A 24926-nucleotide genomic window follows, 5' to 3' on the forward strand; every position below is an offset into this window, starting at 1 on the left:
CCATCGTCCCGGCGGCGTTTTTTGTGCGTCGTTGCGGCCAGGACCACTGGCGGCAGGACCGGTGGTAGAACCTATTCCTGCTCGCGCTGGGCGGGCGGGCTCCGCAGCGCGAACTCGCTCGGCTCGCGGACAGGCACCAGCAATTTGCAGCGCACGCCCGTCGGCAGGAAGTCCAGTTCCACCGGGTGGCGCAATTCATGCGCGACGATCTTCTCGATCAGGTCGGTGCCAAAGCCGCGCTTGGTCGGCTCGGTCACGCGCGGCCCGCCGCTTTCGGTCCAGTCTATCCGGGCCAGGTTTTCGCTGACGAGGGTCCAGATGATCGAAACCTTCCCGCCGCTCGTGCTTAGGGCGCCGTACTTGGCGGCGTTGGTCGCCAACTCGTGGAGCGCAAGGCCGAGCGAGAGCGCATCATTGGGCGCAAGCTCGACTTCCGGCCCCTCGATCACCAGCTCGTGATCCTGGTCGTTGGCATAGGGGGCAAGCTCTACCTCGATCACCGACCGGATCGGCGTGGTCCCCCATTCGGACTGGGTGAGAAGGTCGTGCGTAGCCGACAAAGCACGGATTCTTTGGTCGATGCCTTCGGCAAATTCATCCAGATCCTCTGCCCGGCGACGCGTCAGGGAAACGATAGAAAGGACATTGGCGAGGGTATTCTTCACGCGGTGATTGAGCTCACGCGTCAGCGAATTGCGGATCGAATTCTGTTCGGCAAACCATTCAAGAGACTTGCTGTCTTCCTGCGCCTGCTGGGTCAGGAGACGCGCGACGATCAGCAGCAGGCTGGCGACGGCAAGGCCGAACAGGAGGGTTATCATCGAGAGCGGCGACAGCGTGTTATCGCGGACTGCCTGGACGGCGACCAGCATTTCTCGGCCGGCGAGGTCAACCTCACGTTCGACGACAGGGCGATCGCCAACCCAGCCTTTACGTTCCGCCATAAGGACCCTGCCATCGTCTCCGACATCGAACAGGCGGACCGGCGCTTCCTCGATTGAAACGAGGTCTGCTGCCGACGCCAGAAACTGCGACGCATTGAAAGGGCTGTAGACAAAACCCTTCAGGCTTCGGTTACTCGCCCCGCCTTCGAAAACCGGCATATAAATGAGAAAGCCCGGCTGCTCTTCCCCGCCTTCCTGTACAAGGGTCACGCGCCCGGTTGCCGTCGGACGTTCGGTCCGCGTCGCCTCGTCCAGAGCCTTGCGCCGTACCGGTTCGGAATACATATCGAAACCGATGGCGCGCCTGTTGCGCAAGGTATCGGGCTGAAGGAACATGACCGGCACGAGCTGCTGGCGCGGTTCGCTGACCAGGCTCGGCGTGATCCTGACCGAATGCAGTTTGCCTTCGTTCAGTATGGCCTCGGTCGCGGCTATTTCGCCAACTCCGATCGCCGGGGCCCACCCGATCCCTTCAGCGCCGCGATAGTCGGAATCGAGCCTGAGTTCGGCCACGAATTGCCTGAAAGTCTCCGCATCCACCTGACCTTGCGAACCGAACAGGGCGCCGGCTGCGCGCAGGAATGCCGAGTTGGAGTAGGCGCGCCGCTCGATTGCGAAAGCCATTGCCTGTGCCTTGCGGTTCAGATCGGCTTCTTCGCGAATGCGTTGTCCGCTTTCGATCGCGAACACACTAAGCGCCGTGACCGCGGCAACGAGAGCGAAAATGGCGAGAGGCACGGCGCGCGGGTAGTCGACCAGCCAACGCTGGCGCACCTTCTTGCGCATGAGTTTGTCCTCAACCACCTCGATATCCCGTCTGGTATTGCGGTCTGCCCCCTAATATCCCTCGGGAAAGGGTTGGTTCCGGACGATTGGCCGGGGTGGCATATTTATATCGTCCGGTGTGGAACCCGATTCCTCTTGCGGCGTTACGGGTGCACTAGAGGGATCGTAACGAGCGACATGGCCGAACCTACCGGGCACTCCCGTCGCGAGGACAAGGACATATTTTTAGCACGATGACTTCTCCTGCACCTTCCGAAGGAAAGTTGCCCAAGGGCACCGACCGGATGTCGAAGAAGAAGAGCGAAAGCCAGCCCGAATGGGCCAATGGCTTGCGCCAGCTTTACGATTCCGTTGTCGACGAGCCACTTCCTGATACATTCAAGGATCTCCTGTCGAAATTGGACTCGAAGGACTGATGGGAAGTGAGAAGCGGACGGCTTCCGAAAAAGCCGACTTCAAACGGGAATTGACCGAGGTCGTCCCGCACCTCCGTGCCTTTGCGCGCGGCCTGTGCGGCCGTGCCGACATGGCCGATGATCTGGTGCAGGAAACGCTGCTGAAGGCATGGGCTGCACAGGAACGTTTCCAGCCGGGCACAAGCATGCGTGCCTGGACCTTCGTGATCCTGCGCAATGCCTATCTCACCGACATGCGCCGCAATCGGTTTCGCGGCGAATACGACGAGACGGTTGCCGAGCGTGTTCTTACCGCTCCGGCGGGCCAGGAAGAACCGATCCACCTGTCGGATATGCATCGCGCCCTCCTCACTCTTCCGCCGGAAAGGCGCGAAGCCTTGCTGCTCGTTGGCGCGGGCGGCTTCTCCTACGAAGAGGCTGCGAATATATGCGGATGCGCCGTCGGCACCATCAAGAGCCGTGTCGGCCGTGCACGTGCGACGCTCAACTCCATGCTCGCAGACGGATCGATCCCGAAGCGCTCCATCGATGACGACACGGCACATCGCGCCATCCTGGAAGAGCTCGACGAAGTCGCCGCCGGCCAGGGTTTGGCTTCGCGCAACTGACGGGTGATCCCGAACTTGTCCTGCCGGCCGCTGAACGGCACATAGTCTATTCATGACCGACCAAGAGCCTGCACCGCAAACGCCGCCCCCGGTTCGCCGGCCGGGTCAGCGCAACGCGTTCGCGCAGCAGGAACTGCGGCTGATTTCGGCCCTCGTGCTGTTGCTCGGCGTGGGCCTGTTCCTTGCCCTGCCCTTCGTGCTCTCGATCGGGGCGATCGTTTTCCTGCCCGTGGTAACTGCGGTGATCCTGACTGTCATCCTGTCGCCGCTGGCGGACAAGCTCAATGGCTGGGGTCTGCCCAATGCGCTCGCCTCGCTGGTTTCGCTGCTGGTCTTCTTTGCGATCCTGCTCCTCGCGCTCGCGCTGATCCTGCAGCCTGCAATCACGCTTTTCGACGAATTGCCCGCACTGGTGCAACGTGTCGGCGAACGCTTCGGCGAATTGCAGGAGCGTTTTTCGTGGGTCGCCCAGGTCAATGACCAGCTGGCCGACCTGATGGCCCGCGAAGGACAGCCGCGCGAAGTCGTCCTCGCTACGCCCAGCTTCCTCGAAGAGATCGCCTTCGCCACGCCGACGGTGGTGATCGAGGTGATCCTGACCCTCCTCATGGCGTTCTTCATGATCGAATCGCGCATTCGCCTGCGCCAGAAACTGCTGTTCGGGAGGACGAGCTTCGGGACCAGCATCAAGGCGGCGCGCGTGCTGCGCGAAGTGCAGGACCGGGTGGCCGCCTACATCCTCACTGTTGGCTGGATCAATGCGCTGGTCGGCGTGATCGTGGCGCTGGGCGCATGGGCACTCGGCGTCGATGCCCCGATCATGTGGGGCGGCCTCGCGGCTATTCTCAACTTCCTGCCCTATATCGGCCCGACCCTGATGGTCGGCCTGCTCGCGCTATTCGGGATCGGGACTGCCGACACGGTCTTGCTGGGCCTCATTCCTGCCCTCGCGTACCTTGCCCTCCATACGATCGAAGCCAATGCGATCACGCCATCCATCCTCGGCGCGCGGTTCACCATGAACCCGGTCATGATCCTGATCGCCCTGTCCTATTTCACATGGATCTGGGGCGCGTTCGGGGCATTGCTGTCGGTGCCGATCCTGCTGATGCTGACCGCCTTGTTCGACCATATCGGCAGGCCGAACCTGGTCGGTTTCATCTTCGGCGAGCCCCTGTTCACCGCCAGCGTCTTCAACGACGAGAGCGACGAGCAAATCTCTTCCTGACACGAAAAAGCCCGCCGCATCGGAGTGCAGCGGGCCTTCCTCAATTATGCTGGACTTACGAAGGGTAGGTCCAGGTCGAACCGCGCGACAGATTGTCGTGGGCGAAGCTCCAGTTCAGCTTGCCGCTGACCGCGTCGAGATAGGCCGGGCGCGCATTCTGGTGGTCGAGGTAATAGGCGTGCTCCCAAAGGTCGATGACGAGAAGCGGGTTTACGCCCTCGTGATCGGCAAGCGTGTCGCCGTCATGGGTTTCCTCGATGGACAGCTTGCCGTTCTTTTCGGCGAGCCAGACCCAGCCGCTGGCGAAGTGGCCCGCGCCGCGATCCTTGAGTTTGGACTTGAGTTCGTCGACCGAACCGAAGGACGCTTCGATCATGCTCTTGAGCTCATCGGAAATCGACGTTTCCGACGGAGCCATCGAGTGCCAGTAAAAACCGTGGTTCCAGCTCTGTGCGGAGTTGTTGAACAGGCCCTGGTTGCTGTCACGCGCTGCGGCGATGACGTCTTCAAGGCTCTTGTCCGCAAGATCGGTGCCTTCGATCGCGGCATTGGTCTTGTCGATATAGGCCTGGTGATGCTTGCCGTGGTGGTAGGACAGCGTCTTGGCGGACACGGCCGGCTCCAGCGCAGTGTCGTCGTAAGGCAGGTCGATCAGCTGAAATGCCATGAATGGATCCCCTTTTCGGTATTCGTGTTGAACTTTCGGTTTGCCCTGACAACGCATGGGCAGGCACGTGGTTGCATAGCGGCTCGGAAAAATGGCGCCATGGCTTTTATTCCTCATCAATCACGGCCAAGAAGCGGTCACAGACAAGGGAGCGCATAGAGAAATGTCACGCAAATTCTTCGGCACCGACGGCATTCGCGGACGCACGAACGAGGGCGTGATGACCGCCGCCACGGCGATGCGCGTCGGCCAGGCCGCGGGAACGCACTTCCTGCGCGGCGGTCACAGGCACCGGGTCGTCATCGGCAAGGACACGCGGCTGTCCGGCTACATGATGGAAAGCGCGCTGGTGGCCGGTTTCACCAGCGTGGGCATGGACGTTATCATGACCGGCCCGCTGCCCACTCCGGCCATCGCCCTGCTCACCCGCGAAATGCGCGCCGACCTCGGCGTTATGATTTCGGCCAGCCACAATCCGTACGAAGACAATGGCATCAAACTGTTCGGCCCCGACGGTTTCAAGCTTTCCGACGAGGCTGAAGCATCAATCGAATTGCTGCTCGAGCAGGAGCCGCTGCTCGTCCAGGCCGACCGTATCGGCAGGGCTCGCCGGATCGACGACGCGCGCGGACGCTATATCCATGCCATCAAGCAATCGGTGGCGAGCGATATCCGTTTCGACGGCCTGAAAGTCGTGGTCGATTGCGCCAACGGGGCCGCTTACCAGGTCGCGCCATCGGCGATCTGGGAACTTGGTGCCGATGTCATCGCCATGGGCGTCGAGCCGGACGGCACCAATATCAACCGCGATGTCGGCTCCACTTCGCTCGATGCGATCAAGGCACGCGTGGTCGAGGAAGGCGCCGATATCGGGATCGCGCTCGATGGCGATGCCGACCGCCTGATCGTGATCGACGAAAAGGGACACGCTGTCGACGGGGACCAGATCATGGGTCTGATCGCATCCCGCCTTCATGCGCGCGGCGACCTGACGGGCGGGGGAGTGGTGGCGACGGTGATGAGCAATCTCGGCCTGGAGCGCTATCTGCAGGGTCAGGGCCTGACGCTTGAGCGCGCCAAGGTCGGTGACCGCTATGTCCTTGAAAAGATGAAGCAAGGCGGCTTCAATATCGGCGGCGAGCAATCTGGCCACATGATCCTTCTCGATCATGCGACCACCGGCGACGGCACGGTTGCAGCGCTGCGCGTTCTCGCCAGCCTCGTGCGATCGGGCAAGCCGGCCAGCGAGCTGCTGCACGTCTTCGACCCCGTGCCCCAGCTTCTCAAGAATGTGCGCTACTCCGGCGGCAAACCGCTTGAGGTGGACAGCGTGAAAGCAGTCATTGCGGAAGCGGAGAAGGAACTCGAAGGGACCGGACGCCTCGTCATTCGGCCTTCCGGCACCGAACCCGTAATCCGGGTCATGGCCGAGGGTGACGATGCCGCGCAGGTGGAGCGCGTCGTCGACCGGATTTGCGATGCCGTGAAGGATGCCGCCTGATGCTGGAGATGCGCCCCGATTGCGAACGCTGCGGCGCGGATACGCCTGCAGGCAAGCCAGGCAGCTTTATCTGCAGCTTCGAATGCACCTTCTGCACCAAATGCGCGGATGAACTGGACGATCTGTGCCCCAATTGCGGGGGCGAGCTGATGGACCGGCCCACACGGTCGGCAAAGCTGCTCGAGAAATTCCCCGCAAGCACCGTGCGAAAGCACAAGGGATGAGCGGCGCCCCTCCCCGCATCCTCACCATTGCCGGGTCGGACAGTTCGGGCGGTGCCGGTATCCAGGCCGATATCAAGACCATCACCATGCTCGGCGGCTATGCGATGAGCGCGATCACTGCGGTGACGGCCCAGAACACGCGCGGCGTACAGGGTGTCGAGGTGATGCACCCCGAACTGGTGATGGACCAGGTCGAAAGCTGTCTTGGCGACATCGGGGCCGATGCGATCAAGATCGGGATGCTGGGTTCACCGCAGATTGCAATGCAACTGGCGGAAAGGCTGGACACTTTTGCCGGACCGATCGTCTTCGACCCGGTCATGGTCGCCACCAGCGGCTCCGAACTGGCGAGCGAGGCCACTATCGGGGCGTTCGGCGCGCTGATGGAAATTGCCACCATCGTCACTCCCAACCTGCCCGAGCTGGCGGCGCTGACCGGACGCGAGAGCATTGCGGACGAAGACGTCTTCGATGCCGCGCGCGAACTGGCGGAAAAGCACGATACCGTGGTGCTGGCAAAAGGCGGGCATGGCGAAGGTGACGAGGTGCTCGACCGCGCGGTTTCCTCCACCGGTAAGATCGCCAGCTTCGGCCATCATCGCATCGACACACGCCATACGCACGGGACCGGCTGCACGCTGTCGGCCGCGCTGGCGACTTTCCTCGCCTATGGCCAGCCGACCACCCACGCGATCAGGCTTGCGCGCGGGTTCGTCTACGCAGCGATCGAGAATGCACCCGAATTCGGCGAAGGCTCAGGCCCGCTCGGTCACCAGGCGGTGCGCAAGCTGGGCTGAGCCTTCCGGTTTGCAGGCCCTAGAGGCCGTAGAAATTGCTGATATGCTGCCAGGCGTCCTCGGCCGTTTCGCACCAGCGGAACAGGTCGAGGTCCTTTTTCGAAATCGTGCCTTCTTCGGCAATCGCTTCGAAATTGACGACGCGCTTCCAGAAGTCCTCGCCGAACAGCAGGATCGGCATCGGTTTCATCTTGCCGGTCTGGATCAGCGTCAGCAGTTCGAAGAATTCATCGAACGTACCGAAGCCGCCCGGGAACACCGCTACCGCACGCGCGCGCAGCAGGAAGTGCATCTTGCGCAGGGCGAAATAGTGGAAGTTGAGCGAGAGGTAGGGCGTTACATAGGAGTTCGGAGCCTGCTCGTGCGGCAGGATGATGTTGAGGCCGATCGATTCGCCGCCTGCTTCGCTGGCGCCGCGGTTGGCGGCTTCCATGATCGAGGGGCCGCCGCCCGAACACACGACGAACTGGCGCTTGCCGTCTTCGATGATCGACTTTTCGGTCGCCATTTTCGCCAGCTTCATGGCTTCGGCGTAATACTTGCTCTTGGCGACGAGGCTTTCGACGACCTTGCGTTCTTCCTCAGGCAGGTCCTTGGCGCCTTTCAGCGCTTCCTCGGCCGCTTCGGGCGGGGGAATGCGTGCGCTGCCGTACATGACCAGGGTCGAGCCGACACCGGCTTCGTCGAGGATCATTTCGGGCTTCAGGAGTTCGAGCTGGAAGCGAACCGGACGCAGTTCCTCGCGCAGGAGGAAGTCCTTGTCCTGGAATGCCAGCTTGTAGGAGGGATGTTCGGTCTGCGGCGTGTGTGTTTCGAGGCCCTTCTTTTCGAACTGGGCTTCCTGCTGTGCCGGATAGAATTTGCGATCCGCGAGATCGCGCTTTTGCTTTTCTTCTTCTGTCATGACCCGCGCGATAGTGCGCGGAGCCATTATCGACAAGCCATTGAAGTCGAAATGGCCTTCCCCATAGGAAATGGCAGGGGTGACAGGATTCGAACCCGTGGCCCTCGGTTTTGGAGACCGATGCTCTACCAGCTGAGCTACACCCCTGCAGCCGAGCGGGCGCATTAGTCGCAACGCGCCCCGCTGGCAAGATGCGTATCGCATATCTGCGCAAACTGTTAGGAACCGCGCACGATGCACGCCCCCGTCCCAGAAACGATTCCCGTCGATCTGTTGCTGCATGCCTATCGCAGCGGCGTATTCCCGATGGCCGATCACCGGGACGATCGCGAAGTCTACTGGGTCGAGCCGCGCGAGCGGGCGGTAATCCCGCTGGACGGATTTCGCATGTCGTCGAGCCTGCGCAAGATCCTGCGCCAGAACCGCTTCCGCGTTACATGCGACACCGACTTTGCAGCAATCATCGCGGCTTGCGCCGAGCCGCGGGAAGAACACGCGGAAAGCTGGATCAGCCACCAGATCGAGGAAAGCTACATCGCATTGCACACGGCCGGCCAGGCCCATTCGGTGGAGGTATGGCGCGAGGGAGAGCTCGTCGGCGGGCTATACGGCGTCGCCTTCGACCGTGTGTTTTGCGGGGAAAGCATGTTCAGCCGCGCGGACAATGCCAGCAAGGTGGCGCTGGCGTGGCTGGTCGCCGCGATGCGGGAAGCCGGCTACCGCCTGCTCGACTGCCAGTTCATGACCGACCACCTCGCCTCACTGGGCGCGGTGGCCATGCCGCAATCGGATTACCTGCAATTGCTGATGGCGGCGCGCGGAGAGCCCCAGGGTTCGATCCCGCAGAGCATCGCTGCGGCGAACGCTCATTCCTCGCCCGGAAACTCCATCACGCAGTCCTTGACCCAGACGTCATAGATCGGGTGCTCGACCACGTTGAGGCTGGGCGAGTTCTTGAACAGCCAGCCGGAAAAGACGCGGTTGAATTCGTTCTGGCTGCCACGTTCGCGCACCAGGACCTGAACGAAGGCGCCCGTTTCCTGCGGCATTTCCCACGGAGCGGTCCGCTCGCAAGAAGCGAGGCTGATGATCACATCGCCCACGCGTTTTTGTTCGCCGGGACGCATTTCGAGGTCCTGCGTTTCGTTGTTGCGCTTGTTGAGCAGGCCGATGGTCGCCACGCGTTCTTCCAGCGGAGTGCCGATCCCCGCTTCGGCAGCGGCGACTTCGGGCAGCTCGACACGTTGCAATTCCTCAGGAATTTCGGTGCTGACCGCTTCCGGCTCGGGCGGGTCCTGCGAGCAGGCGCCAAGCACCAGAGCAGCGCCGAGGAGCAGGCCGGTGCGGGCCATGATCAGGCGTCCGGCGACCAGGCTTCGTAATCGCCGACTGCGCGCGCACGCTTGCCACCACGCTCCAGCGCGCCTTGCGGGCGATAGGCATTGCCGGTGCCGGTTGCGTTCGGCGTGTAGTCGGCTTCCCAGATACGCGGTGCGGGCAGGAAGCTTTCAGGCACATCGTCGCCCGATCCGTGCAGCCAGCCATGCCATTCGGCGGGCACGCGGCTGGCGTCGTTGGCGCCTTCGTAGATCACCCAGCGGCGTTCGCGCTGGCCTTCGCCCTTCTTCTTGGAGCGGTAATACTTGTTACCCTGCGCGTCGGTGCCGACGTGTTCGCCATTGCGCGAGGACCACAGCATCGTGCCGATGGTGGCACCGTTCCACCAGGTGAAGATCTTTGCGAGAGGATTCATAATTCGCGCGCCTAGCTGATTCCCGCGCGCGCGCCAAGCGCATGCGTGGTGTATTTCGCCCTCACCATTCGACCAGGTCGCCGGGCTCGATGCCAAGCTCTTCGGCAAGGCCGCCGCGAATCTCTAGCACCCCGCTGGTGACACCCACCGAATAGACCGATTCGAGAGAATAAGGCTCGGTCATGGCGGCGATATTGAGGATGCGTCCGTCGGTCCCGATAAAGATGATGTCGAGCGGGAGCGGCGTGTTCTTCATCCAGAAGCTGCGTGCGGTCTGCGGTTCGCTCGGGAAGATCATCGCCTCGTCGTCCGCCAGTTCGGTGCGGAACATCAGGCCCTGCGCCTGCGCTTCGCGGGATTGGGCGAGTTCGGTGCGGAAGGTGTGGACCGTGTCGCCGCTGCGCACGGTAACCGGGATGATCTGCAAGCCCGAGATCGGGTGCACCGCCTCTGCCTGCTGCGACGCGGCACTAGCCGGTTCTTCGGCGGTTCCGGCAGGCGCGCAGGCGGCCATGGCAAGCGCAAGGCAGATCGCGCCGCTGCACAGTACCGGAAAAGCAAATTCGAACTTCATTCCATCAATCCCACAGATCGGCTTCTTCGAGCCATTCTTCCAGCGCCGCCTCGTCGGTAGCGGAAAGGATGGCCTGAGCGTGGGCGAAGGTGTGCCCCGCCCTAACCATCGCTGCAAGCTGCTTTTCATTCCGTTTGTGACGCATTTCGCCCGTCTCATTCCCGGGCGGGTTGGAGAAGGGACCGAAGCGCCTGCGCCGCGCGAGCGCCAATGCCGCCTCTCTTGCGTCGCGCTCGCCGGGGGCAAGCTCGCTGCGCAGGCCTTCGTCGAGACCCGCCGCCCGAAGCGTCTCGTCGACGCGCCGCGCTCCATAGCCGCGCGACAGCAGGCCGCCTGCCTTCATTTTCCCGTATCCGCGATCGTCGACGTAGCCTTTGTCCACGAAATCGGCGACCATCGCATCGATGTCGGGCTCCCCTTTGTCCTCCCAGCCACGTTCGCGCAGCTTGCGCTTGAGATAGGTTTCAAGCTTGCCCGCGCTGGTCGCAAATCGCGCCACATAGGACAGTGCCAGGTCGCGCAGCCGCGTGCGGTCGAGCGGCTTGGGCTTGCGACGAGGGCGCCGCTGTGTTGCGTTACGATCAACCATCGGCCATATTCGTGCCACAGTCCTTACCGAATGGGAAAGCTCGATATAGCGTTGCGGCAGTGATCGTGGCGCATAGGGATCATGAGGGATGCCGCAAGGCTCTGTTATTTCACGGGAATCGCGAAAACCAATGACCGACGCCGCATTGACGCCGACGCCAAATGATTGCGACCTGCCACGGCGCAGGGCCGACTTCGCCACCTTCAACGAGGCAGTGGATTACGCTGCCCGTAGCGAAAAGGGGCTCAATTTTCACGATATGCGCGGCGACCTCGTGCGCTCCTATCCCTTCAGCGAAATGCGGGAAGATGCGCTCAAATTCGCGCGCCAGCTGGCCGCCTACGGCATCGGCAAGGAAGACCGCGTCGCGCTGGTTGCGGAAACCTGCCCCGAGTTTGCCGCACTGTTCTGTGCCTGCACCTATGTCGGTGCGTGGCCGGTGCCGCTGCCACTGCCGACCGGCTTCGGCGGCAAGGAAGGCTATATCGACCAGCTTTCGGTACAGCTGCAGAGTAGCGATCCCAAGATCCTGATCTATCCCGAAGAGATCGCGGAAATGGCCAAGGCTGCCGCCGACCGGCAGGGCTGCGAGGGCGAGAGCTGGCAGGAATTCGCCAAGCGTCCCGATCCCGAATGCACCTTGCCCGACGCACAACCGCAGGACATCTGCTACCTCCAGTATTCCAGCGGATCGACCCGTTTCCCGACCGGCGTTGCCGTGACGCATGAAGCGCTGCTGCACAATCTCTTCGGCCACTCGACCGGCGTGGACCTTGGCGTCAACGACCGCGTGGTCAGCTGGCTGCCGTGGTATCACGATATGGGTCTCGTCGGTTGCCTGCTCTCACCTATCGCGAACCAGGCATCGGTCGACTACCTGAAGACCGAGCATTTCGCGCGACGCCCGCTGGCATGGCTCGATCTGATCAGCCGCAACAAGGGCAATACCCTCAGCTATTCGCCAACCTTCGGCTATGACATCTGCGCGCGCCGCATCTCCAGCCAGAGCCATGTGGACGAGCGCTTCGACCTCTCGCGCTGGCGCACCGCCGGTAATGGCGCCGACATGATCCGTCCCGACGTCATGCAGAGCTTCGTCAACGCCTTTGCGCAGGCCGGCTTCAAGGCCAGCGCCTTTACGCCCAGCTACGGCCTTGCCGAAGCGACGCTGGCAGTCACCGTCATGCCCCCGGGCGAAGGTATCCGCGTCGAACTGGTCGAGGAAGAACGCCTGTCGGGTCGCCCGCGCAACCTCGATCACCCTGCCCGCTACCGGGCGATCGTCAATTGCGGCAAGGCGCTGCCCGGCATGGAAGTCGAAATCCGCGACGAGAAGGGTGCAGCCAAAAGCGATCACCAGATCGGCAAGGTCTGGTGCCGCGGCACCAGCGTCATGCACTCCTATTTCCGCAACGAGGAAGCGACCGAGGAATGCCTCGTCGACGGCTGGCTGGACACGGGCGACATGGGCTATCAGGCCGATGGTTACCTGTTCATCGTGGGCCGCGCGAAGGACATGATCATCATCAACGGCAAGAACCTATGGCCGCAGGATATCGAGTGGGCAGTCGAGCAGCTGCCCGGTTTCAACCACGGCGACATCGCCGCCTTCTCGGTCGACACCGATAATGGCGAAGAAGCACCTGCCGTGCTGGTCCATTGCCGCGTTTCGGAACCCGAAGAACGGATCAAGTTGCGCGACCAGATCGCCGACAAGGTCCGCGGCGTGACCGGCATGAGCTGCGTGGTCGAACTCGTGCCCCCACGCACGCTTCCGCGCACCAGTTCCGGCAAGCTCAGTCGCGCCAAGGCGAAAAGGCTTTACCTGTCGGGCGAAATCCAGCCACTCGAACTGGCCGCCTGAGACCTGAATACTGTCAGCGAAAAGCTTTGTAGCTGCCACCGCATGATGGCACCTTGAAACTCGTGTTATAGAGACCTAATACAGGGAAGAGTAATCTTCCGGGAGGTCTGCGTAAATTCATGAGTGACGAAAAGCCCCAGGCAGCCGCTGCCACGCCCGCTGCAAAGCCCGCCGCTACCGCCACGATGGCGCCGCCGGAATTCGACCTGACGCCGCCCGATCCGGTGCCCGCCGTTGCGCCGGAAAAGGCTGCCGGCCTCGTGCCCGTGTCGGAAGAGGTGAAGAGCAAGCTGGAAAGCAAGGTCGACGGTTTCGTCGACGACCTGATCGCGCAGGACGCGAACTCGCCGGAATTCGGCAAGAAAGTCGACCAGCTGACCAATATGGGCCGCAAGGAAATCATGGCGGCGGCAGGCATGTCGAATCGCTTCCTCGACCGCCCGGTCCGCGCAATGGACAAGGACGAAGGCGTCGGTGCGAACCTCGCCGAACTGCGCCGCGTGGTGGAAGACCTCGACCCCGGCAAGCGCGGTAAGCTTTCGGGCCCGCGCAAGATCCTCGGCATCATCCCGTTCGGCAACAAGCTGACCAATTACTTCCGCAGCTATCAGAGCGCGCAGACGCACATCCAGTCGATCCTCTCGAACCTTTCCAGCGGCAAGGACGAGCTGATCATGGACAATGCCGCGATTGATGTCGAACGCCAGAAGCTGTGGGAGGCGATGGGCAATCTGGAACAAATGATCCACATCTCCAACACGCTGGACGGCAAGCTGGAGGAAAAGGCCGCCGAGCTCGACGCGACCGATCCGGCCAAGGCCAAGGCCGTGCGCGAAACCGCGCTGTTCTATGTCCGCCAGCGCACGCAGGACCTGCTCACCCAGATGGCGGTGAGCGTGCAGGGCTATCTCGCGCTCGACCTGGTGAAGAAGAACAATGTCGAGCTGGTGAAGGGCGTCGACCGCGCCAGCACCACCACCGTCGGCGCGCTGCGCACGGCCGTGACCGTTGCCGAGGCAATGACCAACCAGCGCCTCGTGCTGGGCCAGATCACCGCGCTCAACGACACGACCGCCGGCATTATCGACAGCACCAGCACCATGCTGCGCGACCAGACGGGCAAGATCCACGAACAGGCTGCCGCCAGCACAATCCCGCTGGAAACGCTGCAGCGCGCGTTCCAGAACATCTACGACACCATGGACGAAGTCGACGAATTCAAGATTCGCGCGCTCGATTCCATGAAGCAGACGGTCACGCTGCTTGGCGAAGAAGTCGAAAAGTCGAAGGGCTATATCGCCCGCGCCGAAGGCCAGTCCCAGGCGCAGAAGCAGGTGGCGACAAGCGACCTGTTGAGCATCGAGGGATAAGGGAAAAGCCTTGAGCGACCTCAGCCGAGATTCCGACCGTATCCTTTCCGAAGGCAGGGCACTCGTGCGCGACAACCGTGAAGGTGGCCGCCATCGCCGCGCCGTGTCGATAGGCGAAGGATCGGCACGTGTCCGCCGCAAGAATTGGACGAAGCGCCTCACCTATTTCGTCGGCGCCGTCTTTACGATCCTCGTTGCGGGATCGGTCGCCGGGCTGGTGCTCGACGGGATCGGTTTCGTCGGCGTCATGGCGATCGCACTCGCTGTCGTCGTGGCTGCGGCGGTCTTTTCGAATTACCCCAAGGTGAAGGTCCCTAAGCGGTCCGACATCAACAGGGGCGACGTGAAGCAGATGGTAAGCCGCACGGAACTGTGGCTCGAAGCGCAGCGCCCCGCCCTGCCGCCGCCAGCCGTGAATCTCGTCGATCAGATCGGGGTGCAACTCGATAGCCTCGGCTACCAGCTCGAAGGTCTCGATCAGAACCACCCCAAGGCTCGGGAAATCCGCAGCCTGGTCGGTGAACAGCTGCCCGAGATGGTCGACAGCTATCGCAAGATCCCTGCCCATCTCCGCACCGAAAAGCGCGCCGGGGCCACTCCCGATGAACAGCTTACCGGCAGCCTAACCAAGATCAGCGGCGAGATCGATTCGATCACGCGCCAGCTGGCCGAAGGTTCGCTCGACGATCTGGCGATCAAGCACCGTTTCCTCGAATACAAGTTCGGCGAAGGTGCCGAGACGAGCCCTCAACTGGAGCACAAGAGCTGATGCGCGTCCCGATTTCCCACGATCTTCCCAAGGAAGAAGTGCGCCACCGCCTCTCCAGCCGTAGCCATGAAATCGCCGATGTCGTACCCGGCGGCATGGCGGAAGTCGACGTGTCATGGCCCGATGAAGACACCATGGCGGTGAATGTCGTCACCATGGGACAATCGCTGAATTCGCGGGTCCTCATCGAGGACAAGCAGGTGGTTTTCGAAGTCGACCTGCCGATGGCGCTGAGCTTCGTTAAGCCGATGATCGAAAGCGCTATCCGCTCCAAGGGCGAGAAGCTGTTGAGCGCGCCCAAATCCTGATCCGTAAAATTTTCCGCTAAGGCGGGAACACCCTTCGCTTTCAATCGCTTGGTGTTATGGACCGCCATTCTGGTGGCCTGTTCGTCTTCGTATGCCAAAACTGCCTGGCATTCGGATACAGCCGCAGGGGGAGCGGGTTTGAGACAAAGACTACGCGCGGCTACGGCCACGCTACACGACCGACTAGACGACGCGATGGGCAAGATGCCGGTCGGTAACGACACCGCGTTCGCCCGTTTCCTGACTATCCAGTACGCCAGCCGCAAATTTCTGGATGGGGCCTTAGCAGTTCAGAAGCCCGCCAAGATCGGCATACCGCCCTCCCAGATCGACCTGCTCGTTCGCGATCTCGCGACCTTGGGTTCGGAACCGCCGCAAATCGATGGATACGCCTCTCTCGTTTCACCTGCTGCAGCGCTGGGTGCGGCGTGGGTTCTATCCGGGTCATCGCTTGGCAATCGCGCTATGCTGGCACAGCGGCGCAAGGTGGGTCTCGACCATGCCGATACGTTTCTGTCCGACCCACGGATGCCCGCCTATTTCCGAACGCTTGTTCCGCTGCTAGCGGACGACTTCGACACCCATGAGCAGAACCAGATGATCGACGGCGCCGTCATGGCCTTCACCGTCTTTCTGGAGACACTCTCCGACACCGAATTGAAAGAAGCCGCATGAGCGCCCCCGACTATCAGGTCGATCTGACCAATTGCGATCGTGAACCGATCCACCAACTCGGGCGCATCCAGAGCTTCGGCGCGCTGCTCGCAGTCAATGCCGACTGGTTCATTTCCCAACGCTCGACCAATGTCGAAGAACTTCTTGGGCTTGAGTCTGAAATCGAAATCGGCACCAAGCTGAAGGACGTGTTCGCCGAGCTGGCAGTCGACCGGCTGCGCAGCGCGGTGAGCGGATTGATTGACGACGACCAGATCGAGCGCCTGTTCGGCGTCGACCTGTGCGATGACGGCAATCTGTTCGATTGCGCCCTTCATTGCTCCGGGCCCTATTCAGTCATCGAGATCGAACGACACAAGCAGGGCGATATCAGCCGCCAGCTTGGTCTGCTGCGCCCTGCCATGCAGCGCCTTGAGAAACAGGACGATCTCGACACCCTCCTCGAGGAGGCGGCACGGCAAGTGCGCACGACGCTGCACATGGATCGCGTGATGGTGTACCGCTTTCACAGCGACCTGTCCGGCGAAGTCGTGGCCGAGGCGGCGCGGGAAGATCTCGAGAAGTTTCGCGGCCTGCGCTACCCGAAGTCGGACATTCCCGCACAGGCGCGCGAGCTTTACGTGCGCAACCGCTTCCGCATCATCAGCGATGTCAACGACGAGTCGGTCGCCATTGAACCCGGAACGACGGCAGAAGGTACGCCGCTCGATCTTTCAATGAGTACCTTGCGGGCGGTGTCGCCGATCCACATCGAGTACCTGCGTAACATGGGTGTCGAGGCATCGCTCTCGATATCCATCGTGATCGGCGGAAAGCTCTGGGGCCTCTTTGCCTGCCATCACTATTCGCCCAAATTCCTGCCCTATTCGCAGCGCACCGCCGCAGAGCTCTATTCCGAGATGGTATCGCTCCTGATCGAGCGGGCGCTCAACAAGAATCATGCATTGCTCCGCGAACGCGGGCGCGAGGTGCGTGATCGCCTCATGCGCGATATCGTTGCCGGTCAGAGCCTGCTGCAAAGCCTCCCCACGCTCGACCCCGTGATCGGCCAGATTATCCCTCACGACGGCATCAGCATTTTCGTCGACGATATCTACAAGGTCAGCGGCAGGGGTCCGAATGAGGAAGAATTTCGCGCCATTGTGAAATCGCTCAACGCATCTGCGACAAGCCGGGTGCTCGCGGTCGACGAGATGGCAGAACGCTTTCCGCGCGCAGAACGTTTCGCAGACCGCGCGGTCGGAGCGCTCGTCATCCCGGTATCCCGCTCTCCACGCGACTATCTCATCCTCTGGCGTTCCAGCCTCGACCAAGTCGTCGCATGGGCCGGCAACCCCGACAAACCGGTCGAAATGGGCCCCAACGGGGCCCGCCTCACACCGCGCAAGAGCTTCGAGGCTTGGCAGGAGACGGTCGAGGGCAAAAGCAGCCCCTGGACCGGGGGCGAATTGCAGATGGCAGACCAGCTCCGCGTCAGCCTGCTGGAGATTATCCTGCGGCTGACCGACAAGGACCTGGAAGAAAGGCGCAAGGCCCAGGCCCAGCAGGAATTGCTGATCGCGGAACTGAACCACCGCGTGCGCAACATCCTCAACCTGATCCGCGGCCTTATCAACCAGTCTCGCGGCGATGCGCGCGATATCGAGACATTCACCGAGATAGTCGGTGGCCGGGTATCCGCCCTGGCCACGGCGCACGACAATATCACCAAGGGCAACTGGTCGTCCGCGCCGCTCAGCGAGCTGATCGACAGCGAAGTGCAAGCCTACCTTGCAGGCAAAACCGATCGCCTGCGCGTGACCGGTCCCGAGGCCCAGATCAATCCGGAAGCCTATACGGTGCTTGCCCTTGTCATCCACGAGATGATTACGAATTCGGCCAAGTACGGCTCGCTCAGCGACAGCGCTGGATTGCTCGAAATCACGACCAAGCGCGATTACGACGATTCCCTCGTAATCGAATGGTCGGAGAGCCAGGGTCCCCCGGTCAAGCCTCCTTCGAGGCGCGGTTTCGGCTCCACCATCATCGAACGTTCGATCCCGCACGAACTAGGCGGCGAGTCGAAGGTGGATTATCGTCTTAGCGGCGTCGAAGCGAGTTTCCGGGTTCCCGAACGCTTCGTGACCTGGGAGGAAGCTGCACACACCGGTACGACTTCCGCAGACAGCGAACCGGATGACGATACAGACTCGGAAGCAGCGAGCGACAAAAAGCCCGCACCCGGCAGCGTCCTGCTCGTCGAGGACAGCATGATCATCGCGCTCGACGCCGAAGATTGCCTGAAGGAATTGGGCGTGGAGCGGGTGCGCGTGGAAAGTTCTGTCGCCGGCGCGTTGGAGGCGCTGTCAAAGAACGAGTTCGAAGCCGCAATCCTTGATTACAATCTCGGCGGCGAGAACAGCGAAGCGATCGCTAGGGAGCTGGCAAGTCGCGGTACGCCTTTCTGGATGGCGACGGGCTATGGCGAAATGAAGGAGCGCGTTGAAGAATTGGGCGCGCGTGGCCTGCTGACCAAGCCATACGGCAAGAGCGAACTCGAAAAGCTGCTCGCCGACCTTGCCGGCGATTGACGCGCCCTAATTGAAGAAGCGCTGCTGGTAGTAAAACGGAGCCGCAACCGGCTGCCCCTCCGCGTTGCGCGCAGGCTCGAAGCGAAGCTGCTGCAAGGCCAGTTCGCAAACCTTTGCATCGGTCTGGGGAAACGGGCTGGGCCGGTAGATCGAACAGCTCGTGGCGCGTCCTTCTGCTGACACGCGCAATTTCACGATAACCGACTTGCCGATCCGCGCTTCCCGGCCGCCAGGCGGAATGGGAAAAGCACTCGCATCGGTAATCGCACGCACCAGGACTGGCTTGGTGGCCGCAACACCACCTTGGCCCCCACCACCGCGCCCGGCGCCTGTTCCGAGGCCGCTTCCCGCAGCACCTGTGCCAGTGCCGCTGTCGGTCGCGCCTGAATCGGTCGCCGTTCCGGTCGAAGAGGCCCGCGGGACCGGGCGGTCTTCGCGCACCTGCTGCCTTGGACTCGGAGCGGTAACCGGTTGGGGCACGGCCTCGCGCCCAGGATCGCCTTGCGAGCCTTCGTCCGGCTGAGGTTCCACTTCGGGCGTGTCTTCCGGCGGAGCGGTGACGGTGACGGTAAAGGCAGACACGACTTCGCGTTCCACCGTGGCGACCACGCCGGGCGCGAGACTACGTATCAGTGCGTAGAAGATTCCTATGTGAATCAGCAATATAAGCAGGATTACCCAGCCGTTGGGCCGTCTCTTGCGCGTGCTGAAGCGGGATTGTGTTTCGCTCATTGCCTCTCAACGGGAAAGCGGGCGGCCGCGTTCCACGGCCCGAAAGGTTCAATACCGAACCTACGAGGAGATGCTGCTATCGCAAGCCTTCCATCGCCAATCGCACTATACAAGGCCCGCCTACGGCAAGACGGCCTAAGCCTCATCGCCTGCGTGTTCGGTTTTCTCGCTTTTGCCATCCTCGCCTTTGTCAGCATCGAACTGACCCGTGGAGATGGCAGGATCGCAGTGGTCTGGCTGCCCAATGCGTTGGCAGTATCGATCCTGCTTCGAATGCAATTCCGGAACGAGCGTTTGCTCCTTGCCGCGTTGCTTGCCGGAAACATCACTGCGAATCTTTTCGTCGGAGACACGCTTGCGACAGCGCTCATCCTGTCGAGCGCGAACATGACGGAAATCGTCATCGCCTTGTGGCTCGTCCGCAAGTTCGCTTCCCCTCATCCGACGATGGAAGACACGCGCGACCTTGTCGTCTTCGTCCTTGGGGCCGGCCTTGTCGCTCCGCTCGTTTCAGCGACGGTCGCATCGCTGGCGCTGGCAGGTGCCGGCAATGCGTCGTTTTCCGGTGTCCTGCAGTGGGCGGCTGCCGATGCCCTTTCGATGGTCATCATCGCCCCGGCGGTTCTTGTGCTGTGGGATGCCTTGTCCAGTCCGCGCCTTCCGACGCGAAGGGAATCGCTGGAATGGGCGGCGCTCACTGTTCTTGGCACATCGGTTACGCTCATCGTGTTTCTGCAGACGTCCTATCCTCTCCTGTTCCTCGTACCGCCGATCATCATCTCCCATGCCTTCCGCCTGGGCGCGCTCGGTACGGCATTTTCCGTGTTCAAGGTGGCGACCATCGCCGTGCTCGCGACCCAGATGGGCTATGGACCGATCAACCTTTTGCCCATGCCCCTTCATTCGCAGCTCATCGTGCTCGAGGCGTTTCTGGCATCTTCTGTCCTGGTCGGATTTCCGGTGGCAGCCGTGCTGTCGACAAGGGAGCGATTGACCAAAGAGATCATCAACAGCCGCAAACATCTCGCCCTGCTTGCACAGAACATAACAGATGCGATCCTGCGGTACGATCTGCATGGCGTCTGCACATATGCCTCCCCTTCCGTCAGCCGCGTTCTCGGCGCGCCGCCGGAAGAATTCGTCGGCATGACAACGGGCGAGAGGGTTCATCCCGAAGCTCGTGAAGAGGTCGCCAGGGCCGAGGAAAGTCTGTTGTCCGGCAAGAGCCGGAGCGAACGCTTCACCTATCGCCGCTTCCTCGACAGCGAGGATGGCTCTCCGGTCTATATCGAAGCCGACTGCGCGCTCGCATTCGATCATGCGACGGGCGAGCGCGAAGGCATTGTCGTCTCAGCCCGTGACGTCACCGAAAGAGTCGAACTTGAGGGCAAGCTTAAGCGCGCCATGCGTCATGCGGAAAATGCCGCCCGCGCCAAGGCCCAATTCCTTGCCAACATGAGCCACGAAATACGCACACCCATGAACGGCGTTCTCGGCTTTGCCGACTTGCTCGCACGCATGGAGCTGAATCCCGAGGCAGAACGCTACGCCGACCTTATCGCGCGGTCGGGCCGATCCATGATGATGTTGCTCAACGACATCCTCGACATCTCCAAGATTGAATCCGGCCAGCTGGTCATCAATTACGAGACTTTCGATTTGCCCCGCCTCATCGAGGACTGCGTCAGGCTCCATATGGCAGGGGCGGAACGCAAAGGCATAGAACTTGGCGCATCGTGCCCGGAAGATATTTCGGCCCGTATCCAGAGCGACCCCCTTCGCCTGCGTCAGGTGCTGCTCAACCTGATCGGGAATGCCGTGAAATTCACCGAGACCGGTGCCGTGACGGTCAGCGTGCTGCAGGAAGGTCCTCGACTGGCAATCTCGGTCGAAGACAGTGGAATTGGCATTGACCCGAAGCGTCTCGACCGGATTTTCGATCCCTTTATCCAGGAGGAAGCAAGCACAACACGGCGCTTCGGAGGGACTGGGCTCGGCCTTTCGATCTCGCGTCAGCTGGCCGAATTGCTTGGTGGCAGCCTGATGGTAGATTCGATGCCCGGCGTGGGCTCGCGGTTTACGTTGCGTATTCCCCTGCAGGAGGTCGATCCCGAACTGGACGAGCCCGGCATCGAAGAACGGCGTGCGGGAAACCGGCTTGCCGCTCCCCCGTCAGCCAGCCTGCTTTTGGCCGAAGACCACGATGTGAACCGGATGCTGGTGACTGCCATGCTGGAACAATTGGGGCAGCGCGTGACTGTGGCCCATGACGGGTCCGAGGCAGTGAAGATGGCGCTTGATGCGGCGGAAAGCGAAGCCCCCTTCGATCTCGTTCTGATGGATATCCAGATGCCCGGTTGCGATGGCTACACGGCCACACGCACCATTCGCAGCCATGGCGTGGGCTTGAGCCAGCTGCCAATTATCGCATTGACCGCCAACGCGTTTCCCGAGGACATCGCAGCTGCACTGGAGGCGGGTATGCAGGGACACCTTGCGAAACCGCTTGTGTTCGAAGAGCTGACGGCGGTGCTGGCGAGGTGGCTACCGGTACGCATCGTGCCGGAGGAACGAGGGAGCCTGCCGCCCACGCCTTCGTCAACCCCGGCGCGCAAACCATCGGGAGAATTGCTGGAGCGATGGAATGCACGGCGGTCAGAAGCGCTTGCCGCCGTTACTGCGGCAGTCGAGCAGGATATCCTGGAAGGCGTTCATATCGAGGAGCTGGCACGAACCATCCATAAGTTGGCGGGGACTGCCGGCATGTTCGGAGAAGAGGCTTTGGGCGAGAAAGCCGCCGCACTCGAACGGGCGCTGCGTTCCGGCGTCGAACCGATCGTGCGCAAGAAGCTGGCAGAGGAACTGCTGGCTACAGCCTGAATGTCGGCTCGGGGCCAAAGAAAAGGGCGGCCCCCCGCAGTGGGGAGCCGCCCTAATCACTTTTCAGATTACTGAGGCTTAGAAGCCGATGATCAGCGAAACGCTGCCGGCGCGCGGAGCACCGATCTGCGCGAAGCCGAAGTCATCCAGCGAACCGCCGAAGTAGCCGATGTAGTACTCATCGAAGATGTTCGTCAGGTTCACCTGAAGGGCCACGTCGCCACCGGTCGGGAATTCACCCAGCAGGATACGAGCGTCGAGATCGACGATCGTGTATGCCGGAGCCTTTGCCGGATACTGGAAGTCTTCCACGACGTCGGTGGTGCCAACCGGCGAGAAGTCTTCGAGGACGCCGAGGTTGACGTCGTTCACGAAGCGCGTGCCGGTGTGCTTGACCTGTGCGCCGAGTTCGACGGCGCCGAAGGCGATCTGCCCGCGGCCACCGAAGCTGTAACGCGGTGCGCCCGATTCCTTCTTGCCGCCGGTCAGGAGGAAGCCTTCCTCACCCGAAGCCGTGCAGCTGTAGAAGGGATCGCCGACCTGGAAGGAACGGCAGGCGCCGATGGCGATGTCGTCCTTGATTTCCGAGTCGTTGTACGAACCGAAGACGTACAGCAGCGTGTTGCGGGTCGGACGCCATGCGATCGAACCGTCGATGCCGTATTTGTCGACACGGCCCAGGTTACGATAGACGCGAGCGCCTTCGCCGTCGTTGGCTTCCGGGTCGAAAGCCGTTGCAAGACGGTTGTCGTAGGCAGTGAAGTACGCGCCGATCTGTGCCTCGATATCGCCCGACTGGAAGCGAAGGCCGGCATCGAAGCTGTCGGTCGTTTCCGGCGACGGGTTCGCACCCGGATCGTTCTCGTCAAAGAAGAGCGATGCATAAAGCGGATCGGTACCGGGGACGGACAGGCCCTTCGCATAGTTTGCAAAGACCGAAACGGCGTTGCTCACGTCGTAAGTGAAGCCGATGTTCGGAAGCAGCTTGTCGTACTTGAGTGTACGCGAAGTCGGAGCAGCTGCATTCGGATTCGATGCTTCGTAGTCCGTCAGGTCAAAGCCCGGGTTCGGACAATCGACGAAGCCGTTGTCCGACGTCGTGTAGCAGTTCTGGTTCAGTTCGCGAGTGAAGAACGGAGCGCGCAGGGCGAGCTTCGCGGTCAGGTCGCCGAAGCGGCCACGGTATTCACCCGAAACCTGGTGCAGGATCGCGTAGGACAGACGGTCACGCTTGTTGACCTCGTTGCCGTTGACGTCGAGCAGCGGGTTGTCGATTGCGAAAACGTCGCTGATTTCGCCGTTCTGCAGCATATACGTGATCTGGCCGGTCTGGCGGTGACGCGCACGATCCCAGGTGTAGGTCGCACGGACACGGTGGTCCGAATTGATCTCGTAAATGAGGTTGGCGATCACGCCGAAACGATCGGTCGTGGTCTGGCTGGGGTCGTTGCCTGCGATTTCATCGTCGAGGTCACCGTCGCCATTGAGGTCACGGCCGAAGTAGTAGCCGCCGCGGAAAGCGCCGGTGTAACCAGTGTCGCCACGGGTAAAGAAGCCTTCACGCAGATCGTCGGGTCCGCCACCGTTCGCCTTGACGTACTGGTAGCTCGGATCGAAAGTGAAGGTCAGCTTGTCGCTGAGCGTGAAGCGCGAAGCACCACGGATGTTGCCGGTGTCCGACGGATTGTAGCGGCGGAAGAACGAAGAACCGCAGTCACCGCGATCGTTGTAGTCGACGCTGGCACCCGGGCTGCCGGTAGCATTGCCGGTTTCCGAAGCGAGAACGTTGCCGTTCACTGCACACGGATAGCTTTCGTTGGTTTCGTAGATGTTGAAGCGGCCTTCGCGATCATCGTAGGTGCCGATTACGTCACCACGATCGAGGGCGTTCACTTCGCCGTTCACTGCGAGCGGGAGCAGCAGTTCGAGGCTTTCCGAACCGGCAAAGTTGTTGCGGTTCTGGTTGTAGTGGCCCGAGATCGAGATGAAGTCGCCGTTCGCGCCGATATCCTGCCAGATGCGGCCGTTGAACTGCGTCTTGTCGATCTTGCCGTACGGGTTGTAGGGCACGCCGTAGGTCGTGTAGCTGACCGAACCGAAAGCCTTGGTGCCGCTGCCGGTGATGTCGCCGGTGTCGACCATCAGGAAGCCGCGCATGAACGTGCTGTCTTCGACGCCCGATGCGAGCACGTCGCCAAAGGTCATCGTTGCGGTCATGCCGAAATCGTCACCCGGCTCACGCGTACGGATGTTGATCGTACCACCGGTTGCCGAAGCGGTCGGGCTGTCGACGTCGGTCGAACCGAGGCTGACGCTGACTTCTTCGAGAACTTCAGGGTCGACCTGCTGGTTGGTGTAGAGAGCGTAGTTACCCGAATCGTTCAGTGGCAGGCCGTCGAGGGTCTGCGACACGCGGTCGGCGCTGAAGCCGCGGATGGTGAAACCACCGCCCGACGAACCCCAGGGGTCGTTGTTCTGGAAGCTGACGCCGGGAACCAGGTTCACGATGTCGTTGACCGTCTGGCCGGGACGCTGGCGACGAATGATTTCTTCGTTGAGGACCTGCTTCGCCTTCGTGGTGTCGGGAATTTCGACGCCACCGACGCCATCGTCACCGCGACCGGTAACGATGATTACATCGTCTTCTTCAAAGTCGATCGAGCCGGTCGACTGGGCTGCTGCGGGCATGGCACCTGCGGCTGCGATACCAGCCACCGAGGTGGCCAGGAGATATTTGAACTTCATCGAGAAGACCCCTTCGTCTCTT

The 24926-nt window shown here is 61.7% G+C and carries 23 protein-coding genes and 1 tRNA gene; 14 read left to right on the forward strand and 10 right to left on the reverse strand.

Annotation, left to right across the window (positions count from 1 at the left end):
* Positions 1 to 71: 71 nt before the first annotated feature.
* Positions 72 to 1730, reverse strand: a complete 1659-nt coding sequence (locus tag GRI34_RS08465) for a CHASE domain-containing protein (RefSeq protein WP_160595547.1) — start codon at positions 1728 to 1730, stop codon at positions 72 to 74.
* 233 nt (positions 1731 to 1963) lie between these two features.
* Between GRI34_RS08465 and GRI34_RS08470 the strand changes: the two genes are divergently transcribed.
* The 3 genes from GRI34_RS08470 to GRI34_RS08480 are packed head-to-tail and all read left to right on the forward strand — an operon-like array spanning position 1964 to position 3982.
* On the forward strand, positions 1964 to 2146 hold the full coding sequence (locus GRI34_RS08470) for a NepR family anti-sigma factor (protein ID WP_234028184.1): 183 nt from the start codon (positions 1964 to 1966) through the stop codon (positions 2144 to 2146).
* On the forward strand, positions 2146 to 2754 hold the full coding sequence (locus GRI34_RS08475; protein ID WP_160595548.1) for a sigma-70 family RNA polymerase sigma factor: 609 nt from the start codon (positions 2146 to 2148) through the stop codon (positions 2752 to 2754). The genes GRI34_RS08470 and GRI34_RS08475 overlap by 1 nt, the downstream gene beginning before the upstream one ends.
* A 52-nt stretch (positions 2755 to 2806) precedes the next feature.
* The gene (locus tag GRI34_RS08480; RefSeq protein WP_160595549.1) at positions 2807 to 3982 is read left to right on the forward strand and encodes an AI-2E family transporter; all 1176 of its coding nucleotides are present in this window, start codon (positions 2807 to 2809) and stop codon (positions 3980 to 3982) included.
* Between the two features lie 55 nt (positions 3983 to 4037).
* On the opposite strand, the gene GRI34_RS08485 is transcribed toward GRI34_RS08480, so the two are convergent.
* Entirely contained in the window at positions 4038 to 4649 is a 612-nt protein-coding gene (locus GRI34_RS08485; protein ID WP_160595550.1) for a superoxide dismutase, read from the reverse strand.
* 163 nt (positions 4650 to 4812) lie between these two features.
* Here GRI34_RS08485 and glmM point away from each other — a divergent pair, with 163 nt between their 5' ends.
* The 3 genes from glmM to thiD are packed head-to-tail and all read left to right on the forward strand — an operon-like array spanning position 4813 to position 7171.
* Positions 4813 to 6150: a phosphoglucosamine mutase gene (glmM, locus tag GRI34_RS08490; protein ID WP_160595551.1), complete on the forward strand. Its 1338-nt coding sequence runs from the start codon at positions 4813 to 4815 to the stop codon at positions 6148 to 6150.
* The gene (locus tag GRI34_RS08495) at positions 6150 to 6374 is read left to right on the forward strand and encodes a DUF1272 domain-containing protein (protein ID WP_160595552.1); all 225 of its coding nucleotides are present in this window, start codon (positions 6150 to 6152) and stop codon (positions 6372 to 6374) included. Before glmM ends, GRI34_RS08495 begins: the two co-directional genes overlap by 1 nt.
* Complete coding sequence (gene thiD, locus GRI34_RS08500) at positions 6371 to 7171, forward strand: bifunctional hydroxymethylpyrimidine kinase/phosphomethylpyrimidine kinase (RefSeq protein ID WP_160595553.1); 801 nt, start codon at positions 6371 to 6373, stop codon at positions 7169 to 7171. The genes GRI34_RS08495 and thiD overlap by 4 nt, the downstream gene beginning before the upstream one ends.
* 19 nt (positions 7172 to 7190) lie before the next feature.
* On the opposite strand, the gene GRI34_RS08505 is transcribed toward thiD, so the two are convergent.
* Complete coding sequence (locus GRI34_RS08505; protein ID WP_160595554.1) at positions 7191 to 8075, reverse strand: LOG family protein; 885 nt, start codon at positions 8073 to 8075, stop codon at positions 7191 to 7193.
* Positions 8076 to 8146: 71 nt separating this feature from the next.
* A tRNA-Trp gene (locus GRI34_RS08510) sits at positions 8147 to 8222 on the reverse strand.
* 87 nt (positions 8223 to 8309) lie between these two features.
* Here GRI34_RS08510 and aat point away from each other — a divergent pair.
* A complete protein-coding gene (gene aat / locus GRI34_RS08515; protein WP_160595555.1) occupies positions 8310 to 8993 on the forward strand; it encodes a leucyl/phenylalanyl-tRNA--protein transferase in 684 nt (227 codons plus the stop codon).
* Here the strand turns inward: aat and GRI34_RS08520 are convergent.
* From GRI34_RS08520 to GRI34_RS08535, 4 genes are all read right to left on the reverse strand, one after another.
* Complete coding sequence (locus GRI34_RS08520; protein WP_160595556.1) at positions 8942 to 9427, reverse strand: DUF2155 domain-containing protein; 486 nt, start codon at positions 9425 to 9427, stop codon at positions 8942 to 8944. The two genes, aat and GRI34_RS08520, sit on opposite strands and share 52 nt — an antisense overlap.
* Before the next feature lie 2 nt (positions 9428 to 9429).
* Positions 9430 to 9828, reverse strand: coding sequence for an NADH:ubiquinone oxidoreductase subunit NDUFA12 (locus tag GRI34_RS08525; protein ID WP_090476298.1), 399 nt, complete (start codon positions 9826 to 9828; stop codon positions 9430 to 9432).
* A 61-nt stretch (positions 9829 to 9889) separates the two neighbouring features.
* Positions 9890 to 10402 (reverse strand): DUF192 domain-containing protein, encoded by a 513-nt coding sequence (locus GRI34_RS08530; protein ID WP_160595557.1) that lies wholly within the window; start codon positions 10400 to 10402, stop codon positions 9890 to 9892.
* Between the two features lie 4 nt (positions 10403 to 10406).
* Positions 10407 to 10991: a regulatory protein RecX gene (locus GRI34_RS08535; RefSeq protein WP_160595558.1), complete on the reverse strand. Its 585-nt coding sequence runs from the start codon at positions 10989 to 10991 to the stop codon at positions 10407 to 10409.
* A 130-nt stretch (positions 10992 to 11121) separates the two neighbouring features.
* On the opposite strand from GRI34_RS08535, the gene GRI34_RS08540 reads away from it, so the two are divergent.
* From GRI34_RS08540 to GRI34_RS08565, 6 genes are all read left to right on the forward strand, one after another.
* Complete coding sequence (locus GRI34_RS08540; protein WP_160595559.1) at positions 11122 to 12855, forward strand: fatty acyl-AMP ligase; 1734 nt, start codon at positions 11122 to 11124, stop codon at positions 12853 to 12855.
* Between the two features lie 119 nt (positions 12856 to 12974).
* The gene (locus GRI34_RS08545) at positions 12975 to 14225 is read left to right on the forward strand and encodes a toxic anion resistance protein (RefSeq protein WP_407692130.1); all 1251 of its coding nucleotides are present in this window, start codon (positions 12975 to 12977) and stop codon (positions 14223 to 14225) included.
* A gap of 10 nt (positions 14226 to 14235) precedes the next feature.
* Positions 14236 to 14994, forward strand: a complete 759-nt coding sequence (locus GRI34_RS08550; protein ID WP_160595560.1) for a hypothetical protein — start codon at positions 14236 to 14238, stop codon at positions 14992 to 14994.
* Positions 14994 to 15302, forward strand: coding sequence for a polyhydroxyalkanoic acid system family protein (locus GRI34_RS08555; RefSeq protein WP_160595561.1), 309 nt, complete (start codon positions 14994 to 14996; stop codon positions 15300 to 15302). Before GRI34_RS08550 ends, GRI34_RS08555 begins: the two co-directional genes overlap by 1 nt.
* A 138-nt stretch (positions 15303 to 15440) precedes the next feature.
* Complete coding sequence (locus GRI34_RS08560) at positions 15441 to 15977, forward strand: biliverdin-producing heme oxygenase (RefSeq protein WP_160595562.1); 537 nt, start codon at positions 15441 to 15443, stop codon at positions 15975 to 15977.
* A complete protein-coding gene (locus GRI34_RS08565; protein ID WP_160595563.1) occupies positions 15974 to 18547 on the forward strand; it encodes an HWE histidine kinase domain-containing protein in 2574 nt (857 codons plus the stop codon). Before GRI34_RS08560 ends, GRI34_RS08565 begins: the two co-directional genes overlap by 4 nt.
* Before the next feature lie 6 nt (positions 18548 to 18553).
* On the opposite strand, the gene GRI34_RS08570 is transcribed toward GRI34_RS08565, so the two are convergent.
* Entirely contained in the window at positions 18554 to 19279 is a 726-nt protein-coding gene (locus tag GRI34_RS08570; RefSeq protein WP_160595564.1) for an energy transducer TonB, read from the reverse strand.
* Between the two features lie 153 nt (positions 19280 to 19432).
* On the opposite strand from GRI34_RS08570, the gene GRI34_RS08575 reads away from it, so the two are divergent.
* On the forward strand, positions 19433 to 22159 hold the full coding sequence (locus tag GRI34_RS08575; RefSeq protein ID WP_160595565.1) for a hybrid sensor histidine kinase/response regulator: 2727 nt from the start codon (positions 19433 to 19435) through the stop codon (positions 22157 to 22159).
* Between the two features lie 78 nt (positions 22160 to 22237).
* Here GRI34_RS08575 and GRI34_RS08580 read toward each other — a convergent pair whose 3' ends face one another.
* Entirely contained in the window at positions 22238 to 24904 is a 2667-nt protein-coding gene (locus tag GRI34_RS08580; protein WP_160595566.1) for a TonB-dependent receptor, read from the reverse strand.
* Positions 24905 to 24926 lie beyond the last annotated feature (22 nt).

Source organism: Qipengyuania aquimaris, assembly GCF_009827445.1.
Taxonomy (GTDB): domain Bacteria; phylum Pseudomonadota; class Alphaproteobacteria; order Sphingomonadales; family Sphingomonadaceae; genus Qipengyuania; species Qipengyuania aquimaris.